Genomic DNA, 17,234 nt, shown 5'->3' on the forward strand with positions numbered 1-17,234 from the left:
CGTCTATGCTCCGATGTTGGCCGGGCGAGCATCGTCGACCACATCGCGGCCTTTCAGGCCGAACAGCATCAGCAATGGACCGGCGACAAAGATCGACGAATAGGTCGCAACGACGATACCAACGGCGATCGTCAGGGCAAATGAACGCATATCGTCGCCGCCATAGGCATAAAGAACGATCAGCGCCAAAAATGTGGCCAGAGACGTCAGGATTGTACGCGACAGGGTCTGGTTGATAGAGGCATCGAGAACCGCCGACAAGGAAACACTGTTTCCGTGCCGCCGCAGGTTTTCGCGCACACGGTCATAGATAACCACGGTATCGTTGAGCGAATAGCCGACAATGGCCAAAAGCGCCGCGATGCTCCACAGATTGAACTCCATCTGGAAGATAATGAACATGCCAAGCAGCAGCACCACATCGTGGATAGTCGCGATGATCGCGCCAAGGGCAAAGTGCCACTCGAAGCGGAACCAGACATAAACAAAGATTGCCAGGAGAGAGAGCGCAACAGCCAGTCCGCCCGCCTTGGCAAGCTCACCCGATACAGTCGGACCAATCACATCCACCCGTCGGAATTCATAATCCTGATCAAGCTCGCCACGGATTTTAACGCCAACGGTCTGCTCGGCATTTTCGCCCTCGCCTTGACTGCCAACTGTGATGAGCGCGCGATTATCCGATTTGAACGGTTCGATCTTCACATCGCCGATGTTCAGGTCATCCAACCGGCTGTACACATCGTCCAGATCGATCGGCCCTTCACTGGAGGCAATCTCCACCATCGTCCCGCCCTTGAAATCGATGCCGAAATTCATGCCGACGACAATGAACAGGACAATGACCGCAACGCTGGACAGCGCCGAGAAACCGAGCGTCAGCCCGCGCAGGCGCATGAAGGGTATTCTGGTGTTGTAGGGAACAAGCTTGAGCGGTGCCCGCGGCACTTCCTTGGGCTTCGACCACTGTACCCATGCGGATACCATCCAGCGCGTGAGCGTGAACGTCGTGAACAGCGTTGTCACGATACCTATGGTGACCGTCACGGCAAAGCCATGCACAGGCCCGGTGCCCAGAATGAAAAGCACCAGGGCAGCGATCAAAGTGGTGACATTGGCATCAACGATCGTGGCCTGTGCCCGGGCAAATCCGGAATCAATGGCCTGAATGACTGAAAAGCCTGCACGTCTGTCTTCACGAATACGCTCATAGATCAGAACGTTGGAGTCCACAGCCATACCAATGGTCAGGACAATACCCGCAACACCCGCAAGGCTGAGCGGAACGCCGAATATGGTCAAAACAGCCAGGATCAGGACGATGTTCACGATCAGCGCGATATTCGCAATCACGCCAAGCAGGCCGTAGGTCAGAAGCATGAACAGAATAACAAGACCGGCGCCGATAAGCGCGGCAATCTTACCGGCGGAAACGGCAGCCGCGCCCAGATCGGTCCCAACCGAACGCTCTTCAATGACGGTTACAGGCGCAGGCAAGGCACCGGCGCGCATGACGATGGCAAGGTTGCTGGCACCGGACAGGTCGAAATTGCCGGCAATCTGACCAGTATCACCGGGAATGGCTTCGCTTATAACCGGCGCAGACAACACCTGATCATCAAGAACAATGGCAAAAGACTTTCCGATATTCTCTTTTGTTGCCTTGGAGAACCGTTCTGCACCAGCACTGTCCAGCTTGAATGTGATGACCGGCTGCTGTGTGGCAGTGTCGACACCCGCCTGTGCGCCAACAAAATTCGCGTTGGTGACAATGGGATCTTTCTTGACCAGATAGGCCACGGGAGGATCATCAAAGGAATAGACGACATCAGTTCCGTCAGGCGGCGTGCCGTCAACAGCCTGCTGCACCGGCATTGACGTATCGATCATGCGAAAGCTGAGCTGACCTGTGAGGCTCAGAATATCCTTGAGCAACTGCGAGTCATAAAGACCCGATACTTCAACAAGAACGCGGCCGCTTCTCTGACTTTCCACGTTGGGGTTGGTATAGCCAAGCTCGCTCAGACGGCGGCCCATGACTTCAATCGCAGCGTCGGTCTGTGCCAGCTTGTCCTTGTCGACCTGCAGCCGGATACGGGAGCCGCCTTCCAGATCAAGGCCGAGCGCGAGTTGCTTTTTCGGCAGCCAGTTGGGCAGGTTTGCCAGCTGGATCGGGGTAAACAGATTTGGCAGAGCCAGGATCACGCCTACAAGAACAACGGCCCAGATGAGAAGAGTCTTCCAGCGGCTAAAGTAGAGCATGCAGTCGCGACCTCAAGAATCAACAGGGCGGCCTGATGCCGCCCTGTCACTATGACTCATTTCTTGTTATCGGCAACCGGTTCGCCTTTGACGCGCACATCGGACACCAAAGCACGGATCACGCGAGCCTTGACGCCCTCGCCGATTTCAACTTCGAGTTCACCGGTCTCTTCGTACACTTTCGTTACCTTGGCGACGAAACCGCCGGTAACGATGGTGTCGCCGCGACGGATGTTTTTGAGCTGCTCTTCGCGCTTCTTCATCTGCGTGCGTTGAGGACGGATGATCAGGAAATACATGATCACGAAAATCAGGATGAATGGCAGGATGCTCATCAGCATTTCCGGCGCACCACCGATACCCGTTGTCTGTGCATATGCGGGAGTTACGAACATAGAGACAATCTCCAGAGTAATACGTGTTTGAATGTTTATAGAGCCTGCGCAATACAATGTTTGGAATGGGAAAAGCAACCGTGCAAAATCCCGCACCCCGCTTTTCGATTTTCCATCAACATGATAGTGGCTTGAAAGCAGAAAAAACAAAGGCTTGAGAAGAATGTCCGAGGAATTGCTGGCAGATAAACTTGATCGTCTGATTGCAGTGCTGGAGCGAATGGCACCGCCAAAAGCGCAACCAGCCAGTCTTGACGGCGCCGATTGCTTCGTCTGGAACCCTGATCACCTTGCATTTGACCCTGTTCACAAGGTCAACCGCGTCGATATTTCGCTCATTCGTGGCGTTGATCGGGTCCGCGACATCCTCTTCGACAACACCAAGCGCTTTGCTGACGGATTGCAGGCAAACAACGTGCTGCTTTGGGGCGCGCGCGGCATGGGCAAGTCATCCCTGGTCAAGGCAGTTCATGCTTCTGTGAACGCCGCGGCCCCCGGCAACGACAATACGCTCAAGCTGGTTGAGATCCATCGCGAGGATATCGACAGCCTCCCTGCCCTCATGGCTGCCATCAAGGACACAAAATATCGTTTCATCCTGTTTTGCGATGACCTCTCCTTCGATCATGACGACACCTCGTACAAGTCATTGAAGGCAGCACTGGAAGGCGGTGTCGAAGGCCGCCCGGACAATGTAATCTTCTACGCCACCTCGAACCGCCGGCATCTCCTGCCGCGCGATATGATCGAGAATGAACGTTCAACAGCCATAAACCCATCGGAAGCCGTTGAAGAAAAGGTCTCCCTGTCGGACCGCTTTGGCTTGTGGCTCGGTTTCCACAAGTGCAGTCAGGACGACTATCTCTCAATGATTGACGGCTATGCCGCACATTTCGACTTGCCAATGCCGAAGGAAGAATTGCACGCGGAAGCGCTGGAATGGTCGACGACCCGCGGTTCACGCTCCGGGCGTGTCGCCTGGCAGTTTACGCAGGACCTTGCCGGACGGCTGGGCAAAAAGCTCTGACAAACAAAAAGACCCGCGTATCGCTACGCGGGTCCTTTGATTCAAACCTGATTTGATCAGGATTCCAGGTACTTCGAAGGATCGACTGGCGTCGAATTCTTCCGGACCTCGAAGTGCAGCTTCGGCGAGGTGGCGTTACCGCTCATGCCGGAGCGGCCGAGTTCTTCGCCGCGCTTGACCTTCTGTCCACGCTGCACGTTCAGCTTGCTCGCATTGCCGTAAACCGTGACCAGACCGTTGTCATGACGAACGAGAACCGTGTTGCCGAATTCCTTCAGGCCATCGCCGGAATAGATGACCACGCCGTTTTCAGCGGCCTTGATCGGTGTACCCTCCGGAACCGAAATATCGATACCATCATTGCCCTTGCCGTAATTGGCGACCACACGGCCGCGCACCGGCCAGCGCATCTGCGAGGCACCCGTGGCGGATGGTGCCGAGGCAACATCCTTCTCCGCATCATCGATCACCTTTTCGCTCGCCTGTGGCGGCGTGTAAGGCTTAGCCTGACCGTCTGCCTGCGGCGCGGCCGGGGCAGTCGTCGCTGCATTCGGTGCCGTGCTTGCAACAACCTTGGGCTGTTCAACCGGAGGCGTCGCGGCAGTCTTGACCTGATCGATCGAGCCCTTCGCCTTCATGTTGGCAGCAACATTCTGCGCCATCGAGGCACTTGACGCCGGAATGACCAGAGACTGCCCGACACGGACAGTACCGTCCTTCATGTTGTTGGCCTGCTTGATGGCCTCGACATTGGCGCCTGTCTTGCGAGAGATCGCATGCAGTGTATCACCGCTCTGGACGGTGTAAGCACCACCATGGCTCGCCGGCGTAGCCGAAGCGGCACCGTTCCTGTCCTTGACCTGCGGGGTCTGTGGAAGGATGGCAGCCGTATTGGCAGGCACCTGTCCTTGCGATGGATTTGTCGGCATGCGCGCTTCGCGGCCATCGGGTGTCTTCAGCGAACCGGTTGACGATGCAAGCGGCGGTGCCTGAACGTTACCCATGGGCTGTGCCGAGGCGACCTGCTGGCGGACGGGAGCCGTGTGGGTTGCTGCGGGTGCCAATGCCGGGCGCATCGGCTGCGAGGAGACCGGCGGAAGCGCCGAAGCACTTGCAGCACCCACTGGCGGCAGGCTGCCGCGCTGGACACCCCCTGCTGGTGGAACCGCGTTGCGGTTGACCGACGCCGTGTAGGTTGAATCAACCGGGGGCGTGTAGCCTCGCGAACCAGAATTCGGAGACTGAATGATCGAACGCTGGTTATCGCTGTAGCCGGAGCTGAAGTCAGCGCTGGTGAAGCGCGACACTCCGGAGCTGCAACCGGCAGCCAAACCGGCAATCATGAGAATGCTGGCATTCAGTGCCAGCCGCCGTGACGCTTTGTCTAGTACACTCAAACGCATCGCTTATCCCGCCCGTACTCAATACAAGAATATTGAGCCATTAAACCGCGTTAATGTTACCCGACCGTTAAAACGAGCAAAAAATTTGTAAAAGATTCACCAAACCCGTAAAGGGTTGCGCCAAACCTGTGGCGGAACCTCCCCGTTAAAGGGCCGTCGCGACACCATCAAGCAGAGGGAGGAAGCGCGCGGGCATCATATCCTCACGCTCGAAACGGCTGCCGATTTTGGAGAGACGCGACATCACCTGCTTGCCGTCCACGGGTCCGATCGGCGCAATCATCACACCGTTGGAAGAGAGAAGATCAACAAACTGCCGCGGCATGCTTTCAAACGCAGCCCAGACAATAATCCGGTCGAACGGACCATCATGAGTAAGACCGAGCTTGCCATCGGCGTGCTTGATGAAGATATTTTCGATCTTCAATGTCTGGTGGCGCTGCTGGGCGAGTTCAATCAACGTGCGATAGCGTTCAATCGACAGTACACGGCCGGCAAGCCGCGCCATGATCGCGCCGGTGAACCCGGTGCCGGTGCCGATTTCCAGGACCCGGTGCGTCGGCTCGAGATCAAGCGCCTTGATCAATCGCGCCTGCAGATCAAGCCCTTCCATGAACTCCCCGCACTCTATGGGCAGCATCCGGTCGCCATAGGCCTGTGTTCCCAGATTGCCGGAAACAAAAGCCATGCGAGGCGTCGCTTCAAAAGCCCCCATGAGCCGCTGGTCACTCAGTCCCAAAGACCGCATGCGCAGGACGAAGGCGGCAAAGCCTTCCCGTTCTGACAACGCAGGCTTCATGCGAACGCATCCTCCAAAGTCTGGCGCATTTCGTGTGCCGTCAGATCGAGCTGAAGCGGCGTTATCGAAATGTAATTCTTGCGGATTGCGGCCACATCGCTGTTTTCCGCAGGCTCGTCCTTGCCGCGGCCATAACGCAACCAGTAATAGGGCAATCCGCGTCCGTCCTGCCGTTCTTCAATAGTCAATCCATGGGAGAGCTTGCCCTGTGCGGTGACGCGAACACCGGCCAGTTCTCCGCCGCTGCAACTCGGGAAATTCACATTGAGCAGCACGCCCTTGGCGAGTTCAACCTCGAGAAGCTTCTTCAGAAGGGCTGGTGCCCGTTGCTCGACAACTTCCCATGGCAGGATACGTGTGCCGCCGTTGAGGTTGTATTCCTGCGACAGGGCGATGGAATTGATACCAAGCAAGGTGCCTTCGATTGCCGCAGCGATCGTGCCGGAATAGGTCACATCGTCGGCGGTATTCGAGCCGGAATTGACCCCGGACAGGATCAGGTCCGGCGCTTCCGGCATCAGGTGCTTGACGCCCATGATCACGCAGTCGGTCGGCGTGCCACGCACGGCATAATGACGATCATCAATCTCGCGCAGACGCAACGGCGTTGAAAGTGTCAGCGAATGCGCAAGGCCGCTCTGATCCGTTTCCGGTGCAATTACCCAGACGTCATCGGAAAGCTGGCGGGCGATGCGTTCTAGAACAGCAAGACCTTCCGCATGAATACCATCATCGTTGGTCAGCAGAATGCGCATCGCCCTCTCCTATGTGGCTTTTTCGATTCGTTTCAATCCGCCCATGTAAGGCACAAGTGCTTCAGGAACCGTTACACTGCCGTCTTCATTCTGATAATTTTCAACCACAGCGATCAGTGCGCGTCCGACAGCCGTGCCCGAACCATTCAACGTGTGAACAAAACGGGTCGATTTCTCGCCCTCAGGACGATAACGCGCATTCATGCGACGCGCCTGGAAATCACCACAGACGGAGCAGCTAGAGATTTCACGATAGGCCTTCTGACCGGGAAGCCAGACTTCCAGATCGTAGGTCTTCTGCGCGCCAAAGCCCATATCGCCAGTGCACAGGGTCATCGTGCGGAACGACAGATCAAGCCGCTTCAACACTGTTTCGGCGCAGGCAGTCATACGCTCGTGTTCCGCAACGGAGCTTTCGGCGTCCGTCACGGACACAAGCTCGACTTTCATGAACTGATGCTGGCGCAGCATGCCACGCGTGTCGCGGCCGGCCGACCCAGCCTCAGACCGGAAACAGGCGGTCAACGCCGTCATGCGGATCGGCAGATCGCGAATGTCGAGAATTTCTTCCCGCACAAGATTGGTCAGCGGTACTTCGGCTGTCGGGATCAGATAGCGGCCGTCGGTGGTCTTGAAGAGATCCTCTTCAAATTTCGGCAACTGGCCAGTGCCATACAGCACGTCCGCATTGACCAGAAGCGGCGGATTAACCTCGGTATAGCCGTGCTCTGTCGTGTGCAGATCAATCATGAACTGACCAAGTGCGCGCTCCAGACGTGCCAGCTGGCTCTTCAGAACGGTAAAGCGGCTACCGGATAGTTTGGCCGCGCGCTCGAAATCCATATAGCCAAGATTTTCACCGATCTCGAAATGCTCTTTGGGTTCAAAGGAGAAGTTCTTGAGGTGACCGACGCGGCGCGTCTCGACATTGCCGCTTTCGTCCTTGCCGACCGGAACACCGTCGAGCGGAAGATTGGGAAGGACAGCAAGCGCATCGTTCAACGCGCGGTCGAGCTGACGCTCTTCCTCTTCGGCAGACTGCAGGAATACCTTGATCTCGCCCACCTCCGCCTTCAGACGGTCAGCCGTTGCCTGATCCTTGGCACCCATAGCCTTGCCGATCTCCTTGGACGCCGCATTGCGGCGTTCCTGGGCATCCTGCAGTTTCGCGATGTGCTGGCGACGCTTTTCATCCAGATCGATCAACCGGGACGACTGAGGCTCGACGCCCCGTTTTGCCAGAGCTGTGTCAAGCGCTTGCGGATTCTCGCGGATCCATTTGATGTCGAGCATGGTATTAAAGCCGTCTTGGAGTGGTCGTTGGAATGAGGACGTGATTGTCCGGCGAAACCGGTAGCTGCGTCAGGAAGAGATATCGCTATCGCTGGAGCCTGATTTTGCCTCGGCATCCGCTGCCTCACGCTTTTTCTCGATCAGACGCGCCATCCAGATGGAAATCTCGTAGAGAAGGATCGTCGGGAGTGCAAGACCGATTTGGCTGAGCGGGTCCGGAGGTGTAATAACCGCCGCGACAATAAAGGCAATGACAATAGCGTATTTGCGCTTTGACCTCAGGCCCTCGTAACCGACAATCCCGACCCGGGCCAGCAGTGTCGTTACCACAGGTAACTGAAACACGAGACCGAATGCAAAAATCAGCGTCATGATCAGGCTGAGATATTCGGAAACCTTGGGCAGCAGCGAGATTTGCACTTCGCCGGCGCCGCCTGTCTGCTGCATGGCAAGGAAGAACCACATGACCATGGGCGTGAAAAAGAAATAAACCAGCGCGCCGCCCATGAGAAACAGGACCGGTGATGCAATCAGGAATGGCAGGAACGCCATCCGTTCATTCTTGTACAGGCCCGGCGCAACAAACTTGTAGATTTGCGAGGCGATGACCGGAAATGCCAGCACAATACCGCCAAACATGGCGATTTTGACCTGAGTGAAGAAAAACTCCTGCGGTGCCGTATAGATCAGCTGCGCCTTGGACGGATCGAAACCGGCCCAGCCGACAGCCCACTGGTACGGAATAACCAGAAGGTTGAACAACTGCTTGCCGAAGTGGAAGCACACCAGAAACGCTACAAAGAACGCCAGCAATGCCCAGATCAGACGGCGGCGCAGTTCTATGAGGTGTTCGATCAGCGGGGCTGAGCTCTTGTCAATTTCGTCTTCGGCCTTGCTCACGATTGTGTCCCCGTATCGCCAGCTTTGGCTTTGGCCTGCGGCTTTGCCGTTCTTTTTGCTGGAGCAGCCTTTACAGATGCTTTTGCCGGTGTCCCGGCTGGAGCAGTTTTGGCTGCAACTTTGGCAGGAGCTGCTTTTACCGCAGTTTTGGCTGACGCGACTTTCTTGACCACGGCGGCAGCAGCAGGTGCGTTTTCAGCAGCGGCTTTCGGTTTGGCTGTCCGGCCTGGTTTTTTCGGTGTCGCGGCAGTCATCAACGGCGCAACAGGCTCCATGACCTGTGGCTGCACCGGTGTGGCGCCCGGAGCCGAGGGATCCGGGACCGCAATATTGTCTTTCGCCGCCGTGCCACCGTCCTTCAGCGTCGAGCGGATCTCTTCGCCGATGGTGCGCACGGGATCGAAAACTTTGCGGATGTCATTGCGTGGATCGAGGCTCTTGGCATCGTTGATGATATCCCTGACGTCATCGAGTTCGGCCTCTTTGAGGGCTTCGTCGAACTGTCGCCTGAATTCACCCGCCGTGGCGCGAAACTTGGCCGTTGCCTTGCCAAAGGCGCGCAGCATTTTAGGCAAATCCTTTGGCCCGACCACCACGATCAAGACGATCACGATCACCAGGATTTCCGACCAACCAACTTCAAACATTCATCATGCTCCAGCCACGACGCGGCAGCGAGGCCGCGCGCAGGACAAGGCTATTCTCAGCCACTTAGGACTTTGTCGTCTTTTCCTTGACGGAATTTACCGGCTGGTTCGGCTGATTGTCGATCGTCTTGGAATTTTCAGCCGTATCGTCGTCGCTCATGCCGCTCTTGAAGTTCTTGATACCCTTTGCAACATCACCCATCAATTCGGGAATCTTGCCGCGACCAAAAACCAGAAGCACGATCGCCAGAACGATCAGCCAATGCCAAATTGAAAAACTACCCATCTTACCCTCGCATTCGCTCAACAGTTTGAGCTCATCTATGCCTTTTCCCCGTGCTTTTCAAACACAAGTGCATATTGTTGTTTCACATTCATGTTTGTTCAGCGCAAGTGCGAATTGAAATCTTCGTCACGAATTTCACGAACTGGCATGTCTACGCCACCATTGCGCACAAATATGGCAAATAAAAATTCAATCGTGTTCTACACGCGGCGTCAAAAGTCCAAGCTCTTCAAGATCGATATCCGTCAGTGGATCCTCGTCCTCTGTCAGCTCATCCGGATCATTGACCGGCACCGGAATGGCGAAATTGGCTGGCATCCGCGCTGACAGAAGTCCCGCTCCGCGCAATTCGTCAATTCCCGGTAGATCACGCACTTCCTGCAACCCGAAATGATCGAGGAACGAGCCGGTTGTACCATAGGTTATCGGCCGCCCCGGTGTACGCCTGCGCCCGCGAAACTTGATCCAGCCCGTTTCCATCAGCACATCCAGCGTACCCTTTGACGTTTCCACGCCGCGAATATCTTCAAGCTCCGCGCGGGTGACCGGCTGGTGATAGGCAATCACCGCAAGAACTTCGAGCGCAGCGCGGGAGAGCTTCTTTTGCTGCACCGCCTCGCGGTTCATCAGGAAGGCAAGATCAGCGGCGGTACGGAAGGCCCAGGCGCCGCCGACCTGCAAGAGATTGATGCCGCGCTTGGCATAGATGGATTGCAGTTCTCCCAGGAGAGCCGGCACATCGATCCCGGAAGGAAGACGCTCTTCCAGCGCCCTCACCGTCACCGGTTCGGCCGAAGCGAACAGAATGGCCTCCGCCATCCGCAACGCCTCAGACACCGGGATAGCCGATGCCCATTCCGATTTCTGCAGATCGCTTTCGTCATTGTCATGCTGGATATGCATAGGACCGTTTTCAACCATTGGCCACATCCCTCATGGTTGTGAGCGGAGGTTGTCCGGTCTTTTCCGCTGGCCTTGGTGCACGGTCACGCAGGAAAATCGGCTTGAACGCACCCGTCTGCTGAATTTCCACATGCCCTTCCCGAACCATCTCAAGGCTGGCGGCAAAAGAACTGGCAAGCACCGTTGCGCGCTCGCTGGGCGAAGCGATGAAATCGAGGAGGTATTGATCCAGCGCCGTCCAGTCTTTCATCTCGCCAATGAGACGCATCAGGATCGTTCGCGCTTCTTTCAGGGACCAAACGCTGCGGCGTGCAATCTGCACGTGGGAAATGGCCTGCTTCTGCCGCTGCGACGCATAGGCCGTCAGAAGTTCATACAGCGTCGCCGAATAGATGTTGGTTTGATCAACAATGACGGCTTCCGGCATGCCTCGGGCAAATATATCCCTACCGAGACGATTGCGGTTGACCAGCTTGGTCGCCGCATCGCGCATTGCTTCCAGACGCTTCAGCCGGAATTGCAGCGTTGCCGCCAGTTCCTCTCCGCTCTCTCCCTCGTCGCCGGGGGCTTTCGGGATCAGCAGCTTGGATTTGAGATAGGTCAGCCATGCGGCCATGACGAGATAATCGGCGGCAAGTTCGAGCCGCAGGGCCTGCGCCTGACGGATGAAGATCAAATATTGCTCAACCAGAGCGAGTACGGAAATACGGGCGAGATCAACCCGTTGGTTGCGCGCCAGATGCAGAAGCAGGTCAAGCGGACCTTCAAAGCCCTTGATATCAATCAGCAGCGACGGCTCGCTGACACCGCGATCCGATGTGCTTTCCCACAGCGCCTCCATGGGTGCTGCGGTATTGCCATTGGTTTTCTGTTCCGTCGCCGTCAACTCTCTCTCGCTTCTATGCCACCGCTTCGAAGAAGCGCTGGAACTCTTCCCGGATTTCCGCCTCGTCCGAAGCATCCGGCTTCTTCGCATATTTGATAGCCCGTTGCGTCCGCTCCAGTGCCTTGCCGTTCAGCTCAGGAGTACAGGAGGCAACGGCCGTCATTTGCTCCATAATACCGTGGCAGTGAAGCACGATATCGAGTCCGGCCGCAAAGATTGCTTTGGTCCGGTCAACATAATCCCCAGAAAGTGCGTTCATCGACACGTCGTCGCTCATCAGGAGCCCATCAAAACCGATATGGCCGCGAATGATCTCTTCCACAACCTTGCCCGATGTCGTTGCCGGGTTCTTGGGATCGATGGCAGAGAAGATCACATGGGCGCTCATGGCCATCGGCAAATGGGCAAGGGTGCGGAATGGCGCGAAGTCATGCTCTGCAAGCTCTTCGAGCGGAGTCGTCACGGTCGGCAACTCATGATGCGTGTCGGCAAATGCACGACCATGCCCCGGAATGTGCTTCACGACAGGCAGCATCCCGCCAGCAACAAGCCCTTCTGCCGCAGCCCGGCCCATGGCCGTAACGATTTCCGGATGCTTGCCATAGGCACGGCTGCCGATGACTTCGTTGGCGCCTTCGACCGGTACATCCAGTACAGGAAGGCAATCAACGTTGATACCAAGCTTCAGAAGGTCAAACGCATGAAGGCGTGACAACAGCCATGCAGCCCGCAATCCCGCCTCTTCATCCTGCTTGAAGAGCGCACCCAGTGCAGAACCGGCAGGGTAATTCGGCGCCAATGGCGGCCGCAAACGCTGAACCCGCCCGCCTTCCTGATCGATCAGCACAGGGGCTTCCTCACGCCGGACCAGATCGCGCAGATGAGCGGTCAAATCCTCGACCTGTGCCACCTCACTGACATTGCGGGCAAACAATATAAAACCCCAGGGACGTTCATCGCGAAAGAATGCGATTTCATCCGGAGTCAGCTTCAAACCGGACGTACCGGCAATCCATGCTTTTGATTCGCTCATGCGCAGAGTCTACTGTGTTGATGCAAAAAAGGAAAAGGCGGCCAATGGCCGCCTTTGTCTGTTTATGCGCTGGAACTTACTGGGTCACAAAGCAGCTGCCACCGGCCGACTTGTACTTGGTGCACAAATTGACCGCATCATCCTTGCTGCCTGCCGGAATGCGGACACGGAAGAATGTGCCTTTGCCCGCAATCTCGGCCTGCTTGATGTCTACGCCACGACCACCGATCACACCGGGATAGCGCTGTGACAATGACGCGTAGGTCTTCTGTGCGCCTTCGACCGTCGGCTGCGAAGCGACCTGGATCAAATAACCGCCTGGTGTAGCAGCCGATGCGACCTGCTGAGTGGGGGCGGCCGCCTTCTGCGGAGCAACCCGGTCGACTACATTCAAAGGCTGATCCGCCGGACGATCGACGACCGGAACATTCTTTGGCGAGACAGAGGCAACCGTTTCGGAGGTGATCTTCTTCGTTTCAACTGCTTTGGCTGGAAGCTTGCCGGAAGCCGGAACCTGTGGCTTGGCAACCAATGGTTCGACCGCCGGCCGTGGTGGTGTAGCCGGGTTGCTTGCAGCAGCGAGCGAACCGATCTGATCGTTACCGTCAGGCATGGCGTTTACGGGAGCCGAAGCTGTGGCCGGTGCCGGGCGTGCAACAGGTGCAGCAGCCGGACCGGAACTGACAGGGTCCGCTGCCTGCGGAATGGCAGCAACCATTGTACCATCGGGCTTCACGACCATGGTCTGAACCTTGCGCGGCGCAATTGCGTTGTTCGGTTGTGCCTGCTGATCTGTCGAGGCAACATTCGCGGCAGCAGGATCAACCCGCTCCTCGGCCTTGTTGCTTGCAACATCACTGCCCGTTACATCCTCGTCCTCGTCGGCAGCCAGATCAACCGGCTGTTCCTGGGTGGTTACGAGCTGCTGCTGCTTTGGCGGCGAGGTATCGGCCGTCGCGCCCTTTTCATAGACGATCTTGTCCTGCGCAGGCGCGGTTGCAGTGGCTGCGGTCTCAGGCTGAACCTTGATCGGAGTCTTGTCCGCCATGATCACAACGGGCGTTCCGCTCGAACCACTGGTCCACTTATAAGCGACAGCGCCGGAAACAGCGATGAGAACAGCGGCGGCCACAGCGCCCGGCACGACAAAGCTGCGTTTGCGCACCGCGGGCTGAGCATAGGCTGTGGCAGCCATTCCGACGTCATCGCGCTTTGGATCGTAGCCAAAGTCCATATCGTCTTCGGGACCATTGCTATAGTTGCTGGCGACCGGGCGCGCCTGATGGCCGGCCGCGGCCAAACCAGCTGCCGCGGCAGCGACTCCAGCGCCGGCAGCAGCATAGTTTGCCGGAGTATAGCCACCCTTCTCAGCCTCATTGCCAAACACGTCGGCAAAAATATCGGCATATTCATCCTTGGGCGCAGCAGCAGGCTGCGCTTCTTCCTGCGGCGCGGCATGGGCGGCGCGGGGATCTTCAGCTTCTATGGAGCCGAAAACTTCAGCGAATTCGGTCTCCAATTCACCCAGACCATTGTGCTGCGGAACATCATCCTCGTAATGCACCTCGGGCAAATCCAGAGTTTCCGTGGGTTCGACACGGTTTTCCGTGACGGCCATCGTATGAACATCCGGTGCAGAAGCAATGGAAGAGGCAGCACGATCAAGTTCATCCGCGTAACCGCTCAAATCCTGCGGCTCGGGCAAATGATGGGTTTCGGCCACAGGTTCGGGTAGAGCAGCCACGGGAGCTGGCTCATGAAAAGCGTCATAGGATTGAACAGGGTTTTGGTAACGGGGAAGTTCGATCTCCTCAGCCCGCGCTTCTGCCTGTGGCTCGGCCACAGTGTCCTCGATGTCCATCGGCACTTCGAAATCATCAAAAGCTGCCATCAGCTCTTCAGTATCGAAATCGTCAAGCGGATCGTCCTGAACCGGAGCGGTTTCCTGTACCTGTACAGGCTCATAGGCAGCAGGCGCCTGATAGGCGACTGGTTCCGGTACATAAGCCGGTGGTGCAGCTACGGGAGCCGGCTGGGCCGCAGGCGGCACGTACGCTGTTGCCCGGCTGATAACAGGAGCAGCTTCCGTGCGGCCGGCAACCGGCGCTTGCGAGCCGTAACCCCAGGACGCATTGCCGGAACGCTGGATCACAGGTTTCGCGGAACCGGCCAGAAGTGTCTCCAGCTCGTCCTCGAGGCTGAGCGATGGTGCGGCGACAATTGCACGCTCGGGCTGAACATGCTCTTCCGTATAAAGCGCGGCAGGCTCCGTGCGAGGTGCAGGTGGCTCCGGTGTGAAACTCACCGGCTCGCTGGTATCAACGCCCTCGCCCGCTTCGCTATCCACATAGGCCGTTTCCGCCTCATAATCGGCATAATCGGCCTCTTCATAGATCGCAGCCGGTTCGGAAACCACCTGACGAACCGGTTCCGCGACAGGATGTGAATGAGAAGGTTCCTCATTCGACATCAATTCCCGTTCTACCGCATCCTGAAGATCGAAATCCGCGAAAGGATCCTGCGCTGCCGCAGGACTGTGATCGTGCACGGTGTCCGCAGTGTGGGCGACTGTCTCCGGGTGCTCGTCGAAGTCACCCATGAGCTCGCGCTCCAGATCCATAGCAAGATCCTCACTGGAACCAGTCGCAGAGTTTTCCTCTTCTGCGGGCGTTCCCATGATGCGGGAAAGCTCCATCAGAGGATCGTCGTTACCGATTCGCGAATCATCCTGCCGGTGAGAACGCTGAAGATAGTTGTCCGCCATGGCGTTAATCCTGTACTCTCAACTATGGACGTCAAAAAACGTCACGCATTGGCCATACCAGCGCAATGTGGGCAAAAGTTGACAGGATTTCCACGCCTTTCAGCGCATTTCGGTTGGGGCGTCCGCACCAATGATAGACAATCCGGACGTCAAAACCTTAGAAACAACCTGAACCAGCCCTAGCCTGGCTTGGGACAAGTTTGGATCGTTAACCTTAATAAAACGTAAGTCCGCATTTTCGGTTCCTTTATTCCACTGCGCATGGAGCGAACTTGCGAGGTCATAAAGGTAGAAAGCCAGCCTGTGCGGCTCCTGATGGACGGCTGCTGTTTCAATCAAGCGGGGATATTCGGCCACCTTGCGGATAAGCGCGATTTCGCTTTCATCGGTCAATAAACCAAAGTGCTGGGCACTTGCCGCAAGTGATTCTTCACCCAATCCGAGTTGTTCGATTGCCTGCCGGAATACGGAATGGCACCGGGCGGAAGCATACTGAACATAGAATACCGGATTGTCCTTGGAGTGCTCGGTGACCTTCGCGAAGTCGAAATCAAGCGGGGCATCATTCTTCCGGTACAGCATCATGAACCGAACCGGATCGCGCCCGACTTCCTCAACCACGTCGCGCAAGGTAACGAATTCACCTGAACGCTTGGACATCCGCACCGGTTCGCCATCGCGATAGAGCTTGACGAGTTGGCATATGAGAACGGTCAACTTGGCCGTACCGCCGGAAACGGCGCGAGCCAGCGACTCAAGCCGCTTGACGTATCCTCCATGATCAGCACCCAGCACGTAGATCATTTCATCGAAATGCCTGTCGTACTTGTCCTTGAAATAGGCAACATCGGCAGCAAAGTAGGTGAACTGCCCATCGGACTTCACCAATGGCCGGTCGATATCGTCGCCGACATCCGTCGAACGGAACAGGGTTTGCTCGCGGTCTTCCCAATCCTCGGGCACCTGGCCCTTGGGTGGTGGCAGCTTGCCCTTGTAGACATGGCCCTTCAGGGTCAGATCGTTGATCGCTGACCTGATCTGCTTGGCATTATCAGCATGCAGCGTCCGCTCGGAGAAAAACACATCATGATGCACGTTGAGCGATGCAAGATCGTCCCGGATCATCGCCATCATTGCATCAATGGTCCGGTCTTTGATGATCGCCGTCGCTTCTTCTTCCGGCATCGCCAGAAGCTTTGTGCCGTAATCCGCGGCAAGTGCCTGCCCTACCGGAACGAGGTAGTCGCCCGGATAAAGCCCGGCCGGAATGTCGCCGATGTGTTCACCAAGCGCTTCGCGGTAACGCAGCATCACCGAATTGGCCAGGACATCGATCTGCGCGCCCGCATCGTTAATGTAATATTCCTTGGTAACGTCATAACCCGCAAAAGACAGAAGGTTGGCCAAAGCATCGCCCACCACAGCACCCCGGCAATGACCCACATGCATCGGACCGGTCGGATTGGCTGAAACAAACTCGACATTGACCCGGTGGCCATAGCCCAGCTTCGAGCGGCCATAGTCGAGACCGGCACCCAGCATACCTGCCAATTGCCTGTGCCAATAGGTATCCTTGAGACGCAGATTGATAAAACCCGGTCCAGCAACGTCAACGGAGCCAACATCCGGGTCATTTTTCAGCGCATCTCCGATTTTGACAGCCAGTTCACGCGGATTTTGGCCAACAGCTTTGGAAAGAACCATAGCCGCATTCGTCGCGATATCACCGTGGCTGGGATCGCGCGGAGGCTCTACACCAACGCGGGAAAGATCCACATCGGCGCCATCAATTGTTTTCAGTTCAAGCGCTTGCAGGGCTTTTTTAATCCGCGCGTCGAAATCGGCGAAGATGTTCATGACGTTATACTCGATCGGGTTTTT

At 56.7% G+C, this 17,234-nt stretch carries 15 protein-coding genes; 1 reads left to right on the plus strand and 14 read right to left on the minus strand.

The features are described 5' to 3' along the window. Nucleotides 1-3: 3 nt before the first annotated feature. Together secD and yajC are read right to left on the minus strand one after the other, a co-directional pair. Nucleotides 4-2,262, minus strand: a complete 2,259-nt coding sequence (gene secD / locus FHW16_RS21890; RefSeq protein ID WP_182551410.1) for a protein translocase subunit SecD — start codon at nucleotides 2,260-2,262, stop codon at nucleotides 4-6. Nucleotides 2,263-2,318: 56 nt separating this feature from the next. Then, entirely contained in the window at nucleotides 2,319-2,657 is a 339-nt protein-coding gene (gene yajC, locus FHW16_RS21895; protein WP_182551411.1) for a preprotein translocase subunit YajC, read from the minus strand. A 163-nt stretch (nucleotides 2,658-2,820) separates the two neighbouring features. Here yajC and FHW16_RS21900 point away from each other — a divergent pair, with 163 nt between their 5' ends. After that, nucleotides 2,821-3,684 (plus strand): ATP-binding protein, encoded by an 864-nt coding sequence (locus FHW16_RS21900; RefSeq protein ID WP_182551412.1) that lies wholly within the window; start codon nucleotides 2,821-2,823, stop codon nucleotides 3,682-3,684. Nucleotides 3,685-3,740: 56 nt separating this feature from the next. On the opposite strand, the gene FHW16_RS21905 is transcribed toward FHW16_RS21900, so the two are convergent. The 12 genes from FHW16_RS21905 to argS form a co-directional block, all read right to left on the minus strand. Beyond that, nucleotides 3,741-5,087 (minus strand): M23 family metallopeptidase, encoded by a 1,347-nt coding sequence (locus FHW16_RS21905; protein WP_182551413.1) that lies wholly within the window; start codon nucleotides 5,085-5,087, stop codon nucleotides 3,741-3,743. A gap of 145 nt (nucleotides 5,088-5,232) precedes the next feature. Beyond that, the gene (locus FHW16_RS21910) at nucleotides 5,233-5,886 is read right to left on the minus strand and encodes a protein-L-isoaspartate(D-aspartate) O-methyltransferase (protein ID WP_182551414.1); all 654 of its coding nucleotides are present in this window, start codon (nucleotides 5,884-5,886) and stop codon (nucleotides 5,233-5,235) included. Further along, on the minus strand, nucleotides 5,883-6,641 hold the full coding sequence (surE, locus tag FHW16_RS21915; RefSeq protein WP_182551415.1) for a 5'/3'-nucleotidase SurE: 759 nt from the start codon (nucleotides 6,639-6,641) through the stop codon (nucleotides 5,883-5,885). The genes FHW16_RS21910 and surE overlap by 4 nt, the downstream gene beginning before the upstream one ends. Nucleotides 6,642-6,650: 9 nt before the next feature. Next, nucleotides 6,651-7,934 carry a serine--tRNA ligase gene (serS, locus tag FHW16_RS21920; RefSeq protein ID WP_182551416.1) on the minus strand — a complete coding sequence of 428 codons (1,284 nt, stop codon included), beginning with the start codon at nucleotides 7,932-7,934 and terminating at the stop codon, nucleotides 6,651-6,653. 69 nt (nucleotides 7,935-8,003) lie between these two features. Continuing rightward, nucleotides 8,004-8,834, minus strand: a complete 831-nt coding sequence (gene tatC / locus FHW16_RS21925) for a twin-arginine translocase subunit TatC (RefSeq protein WP_182551417.1) — start codon at nucleotides 8,832-8,834, stop codon at nucleotides 8,004-8,006. Then, nucleotides 8,831-9,481, minus strand: coding sequence for a Sec-independent protein translocase protein TatB (gene tatB / locus FHW16_RS21930; RefSeq protein WP_182551418.1), 651 nt, complete (start codon nucleotides 9,479-9,481; stop codon nucleotides 8,831-8,833). The genes tatC and tatB overlap by 4 nt, the downstream gene beginning before the upstream one ends. A gap of 64 nt (nucleotides 9,482-9,545) precedes the next feature. Beyond that, entirely contained in the window at nucleotides 9,546-9,767 is a 222-nt protein-coding gene (locus FHW16_RS21935; RefSeq protein ID WP_182551419.1) for a twin-arginine translocase TatA/TatE family subunit, read from the minus strand. Between the two features lie 189 nt (nucleotides 9,768-9,956). Then, nucleotides 9,957-10,688: an SMC-Scp complex subunit ScpB gene (gene scpB, locus FHW16_RS21940; RefSeq protein WP_182551420.1), complete on the minus strand. Its 732-nt coding sequence runs from the start codon at nucleotides 10,686-10,688 to the stop codon at nucleotides 9,957-9,959. Beyond that, entirely contained in the window at nucleotides 10,681-11,511 is an 831-nt protein-coding gene (locus FHW16_RS21945) for a segregation and condensation protein A (RefSeq protein WP_432652070.1), read from the minus strand. Before FHW16_RS21945 ends, scpB begins: the two co-directional genes overlap by 8 nt. A 58-nt stretch (nucleotides 11,512-11,569) precedes the next feature. Beyond that, the gene (gene nagZ / locus FHW16_RS21950) at nucleotides 11,570-12,589 is read right to left on the minus strand and encodes a beta-N-acetylhexosaminidase (RefSeq protein ID WP_182551422.1); all 1,020 of its coding nucleotides are present in this window, start codon (nucleotides 12,587-12,589) and stop codon (nucleotides 11,570-11,572) included. A gap of 76 nt (nucleotides 12,590-12,665) precedes the next feature. After that, nucleotides 12,666-15,353 (minus strand): SPOR domain-containing protein, encoded by a 2,688-nt coding sequence (locus FHW16_RS21955; RefSeq protein ID WP_182551423.1) that lies wholly within the window; start codon nucleotides 15,351-15,353, stop codon nucleotides 12,666-12,668. Nucleotides 15,354-15,452: 99 nt separating this feature from the next. Further along, nucleotides 15,453-17,210: an arginine--tRNA ligase gene (argS, locus tag FHW16_RS21960; protein WP_182551424.1), complete on the minus strand. Its 1,758-nt coding sequence runs from the start codon at nucleotides 17,208-17,210 to the stop codon at nucleotides 15,453-15,455. Between the last annotated feature and the right edge of the window lie 24 nt (nucleotides 17,211-17,234).

The sequence above is a fragment of the Phyllobacterium myrsinacearum genome, assembly GCF_014138285.1.
Lineage (GTDB): Bacteria > Pseudomonadota > Alphaproteobacteria > Rhizobiales > Rhizobiaceae > Phyllobacterium > Phyllobacterium myrsinacearum_A.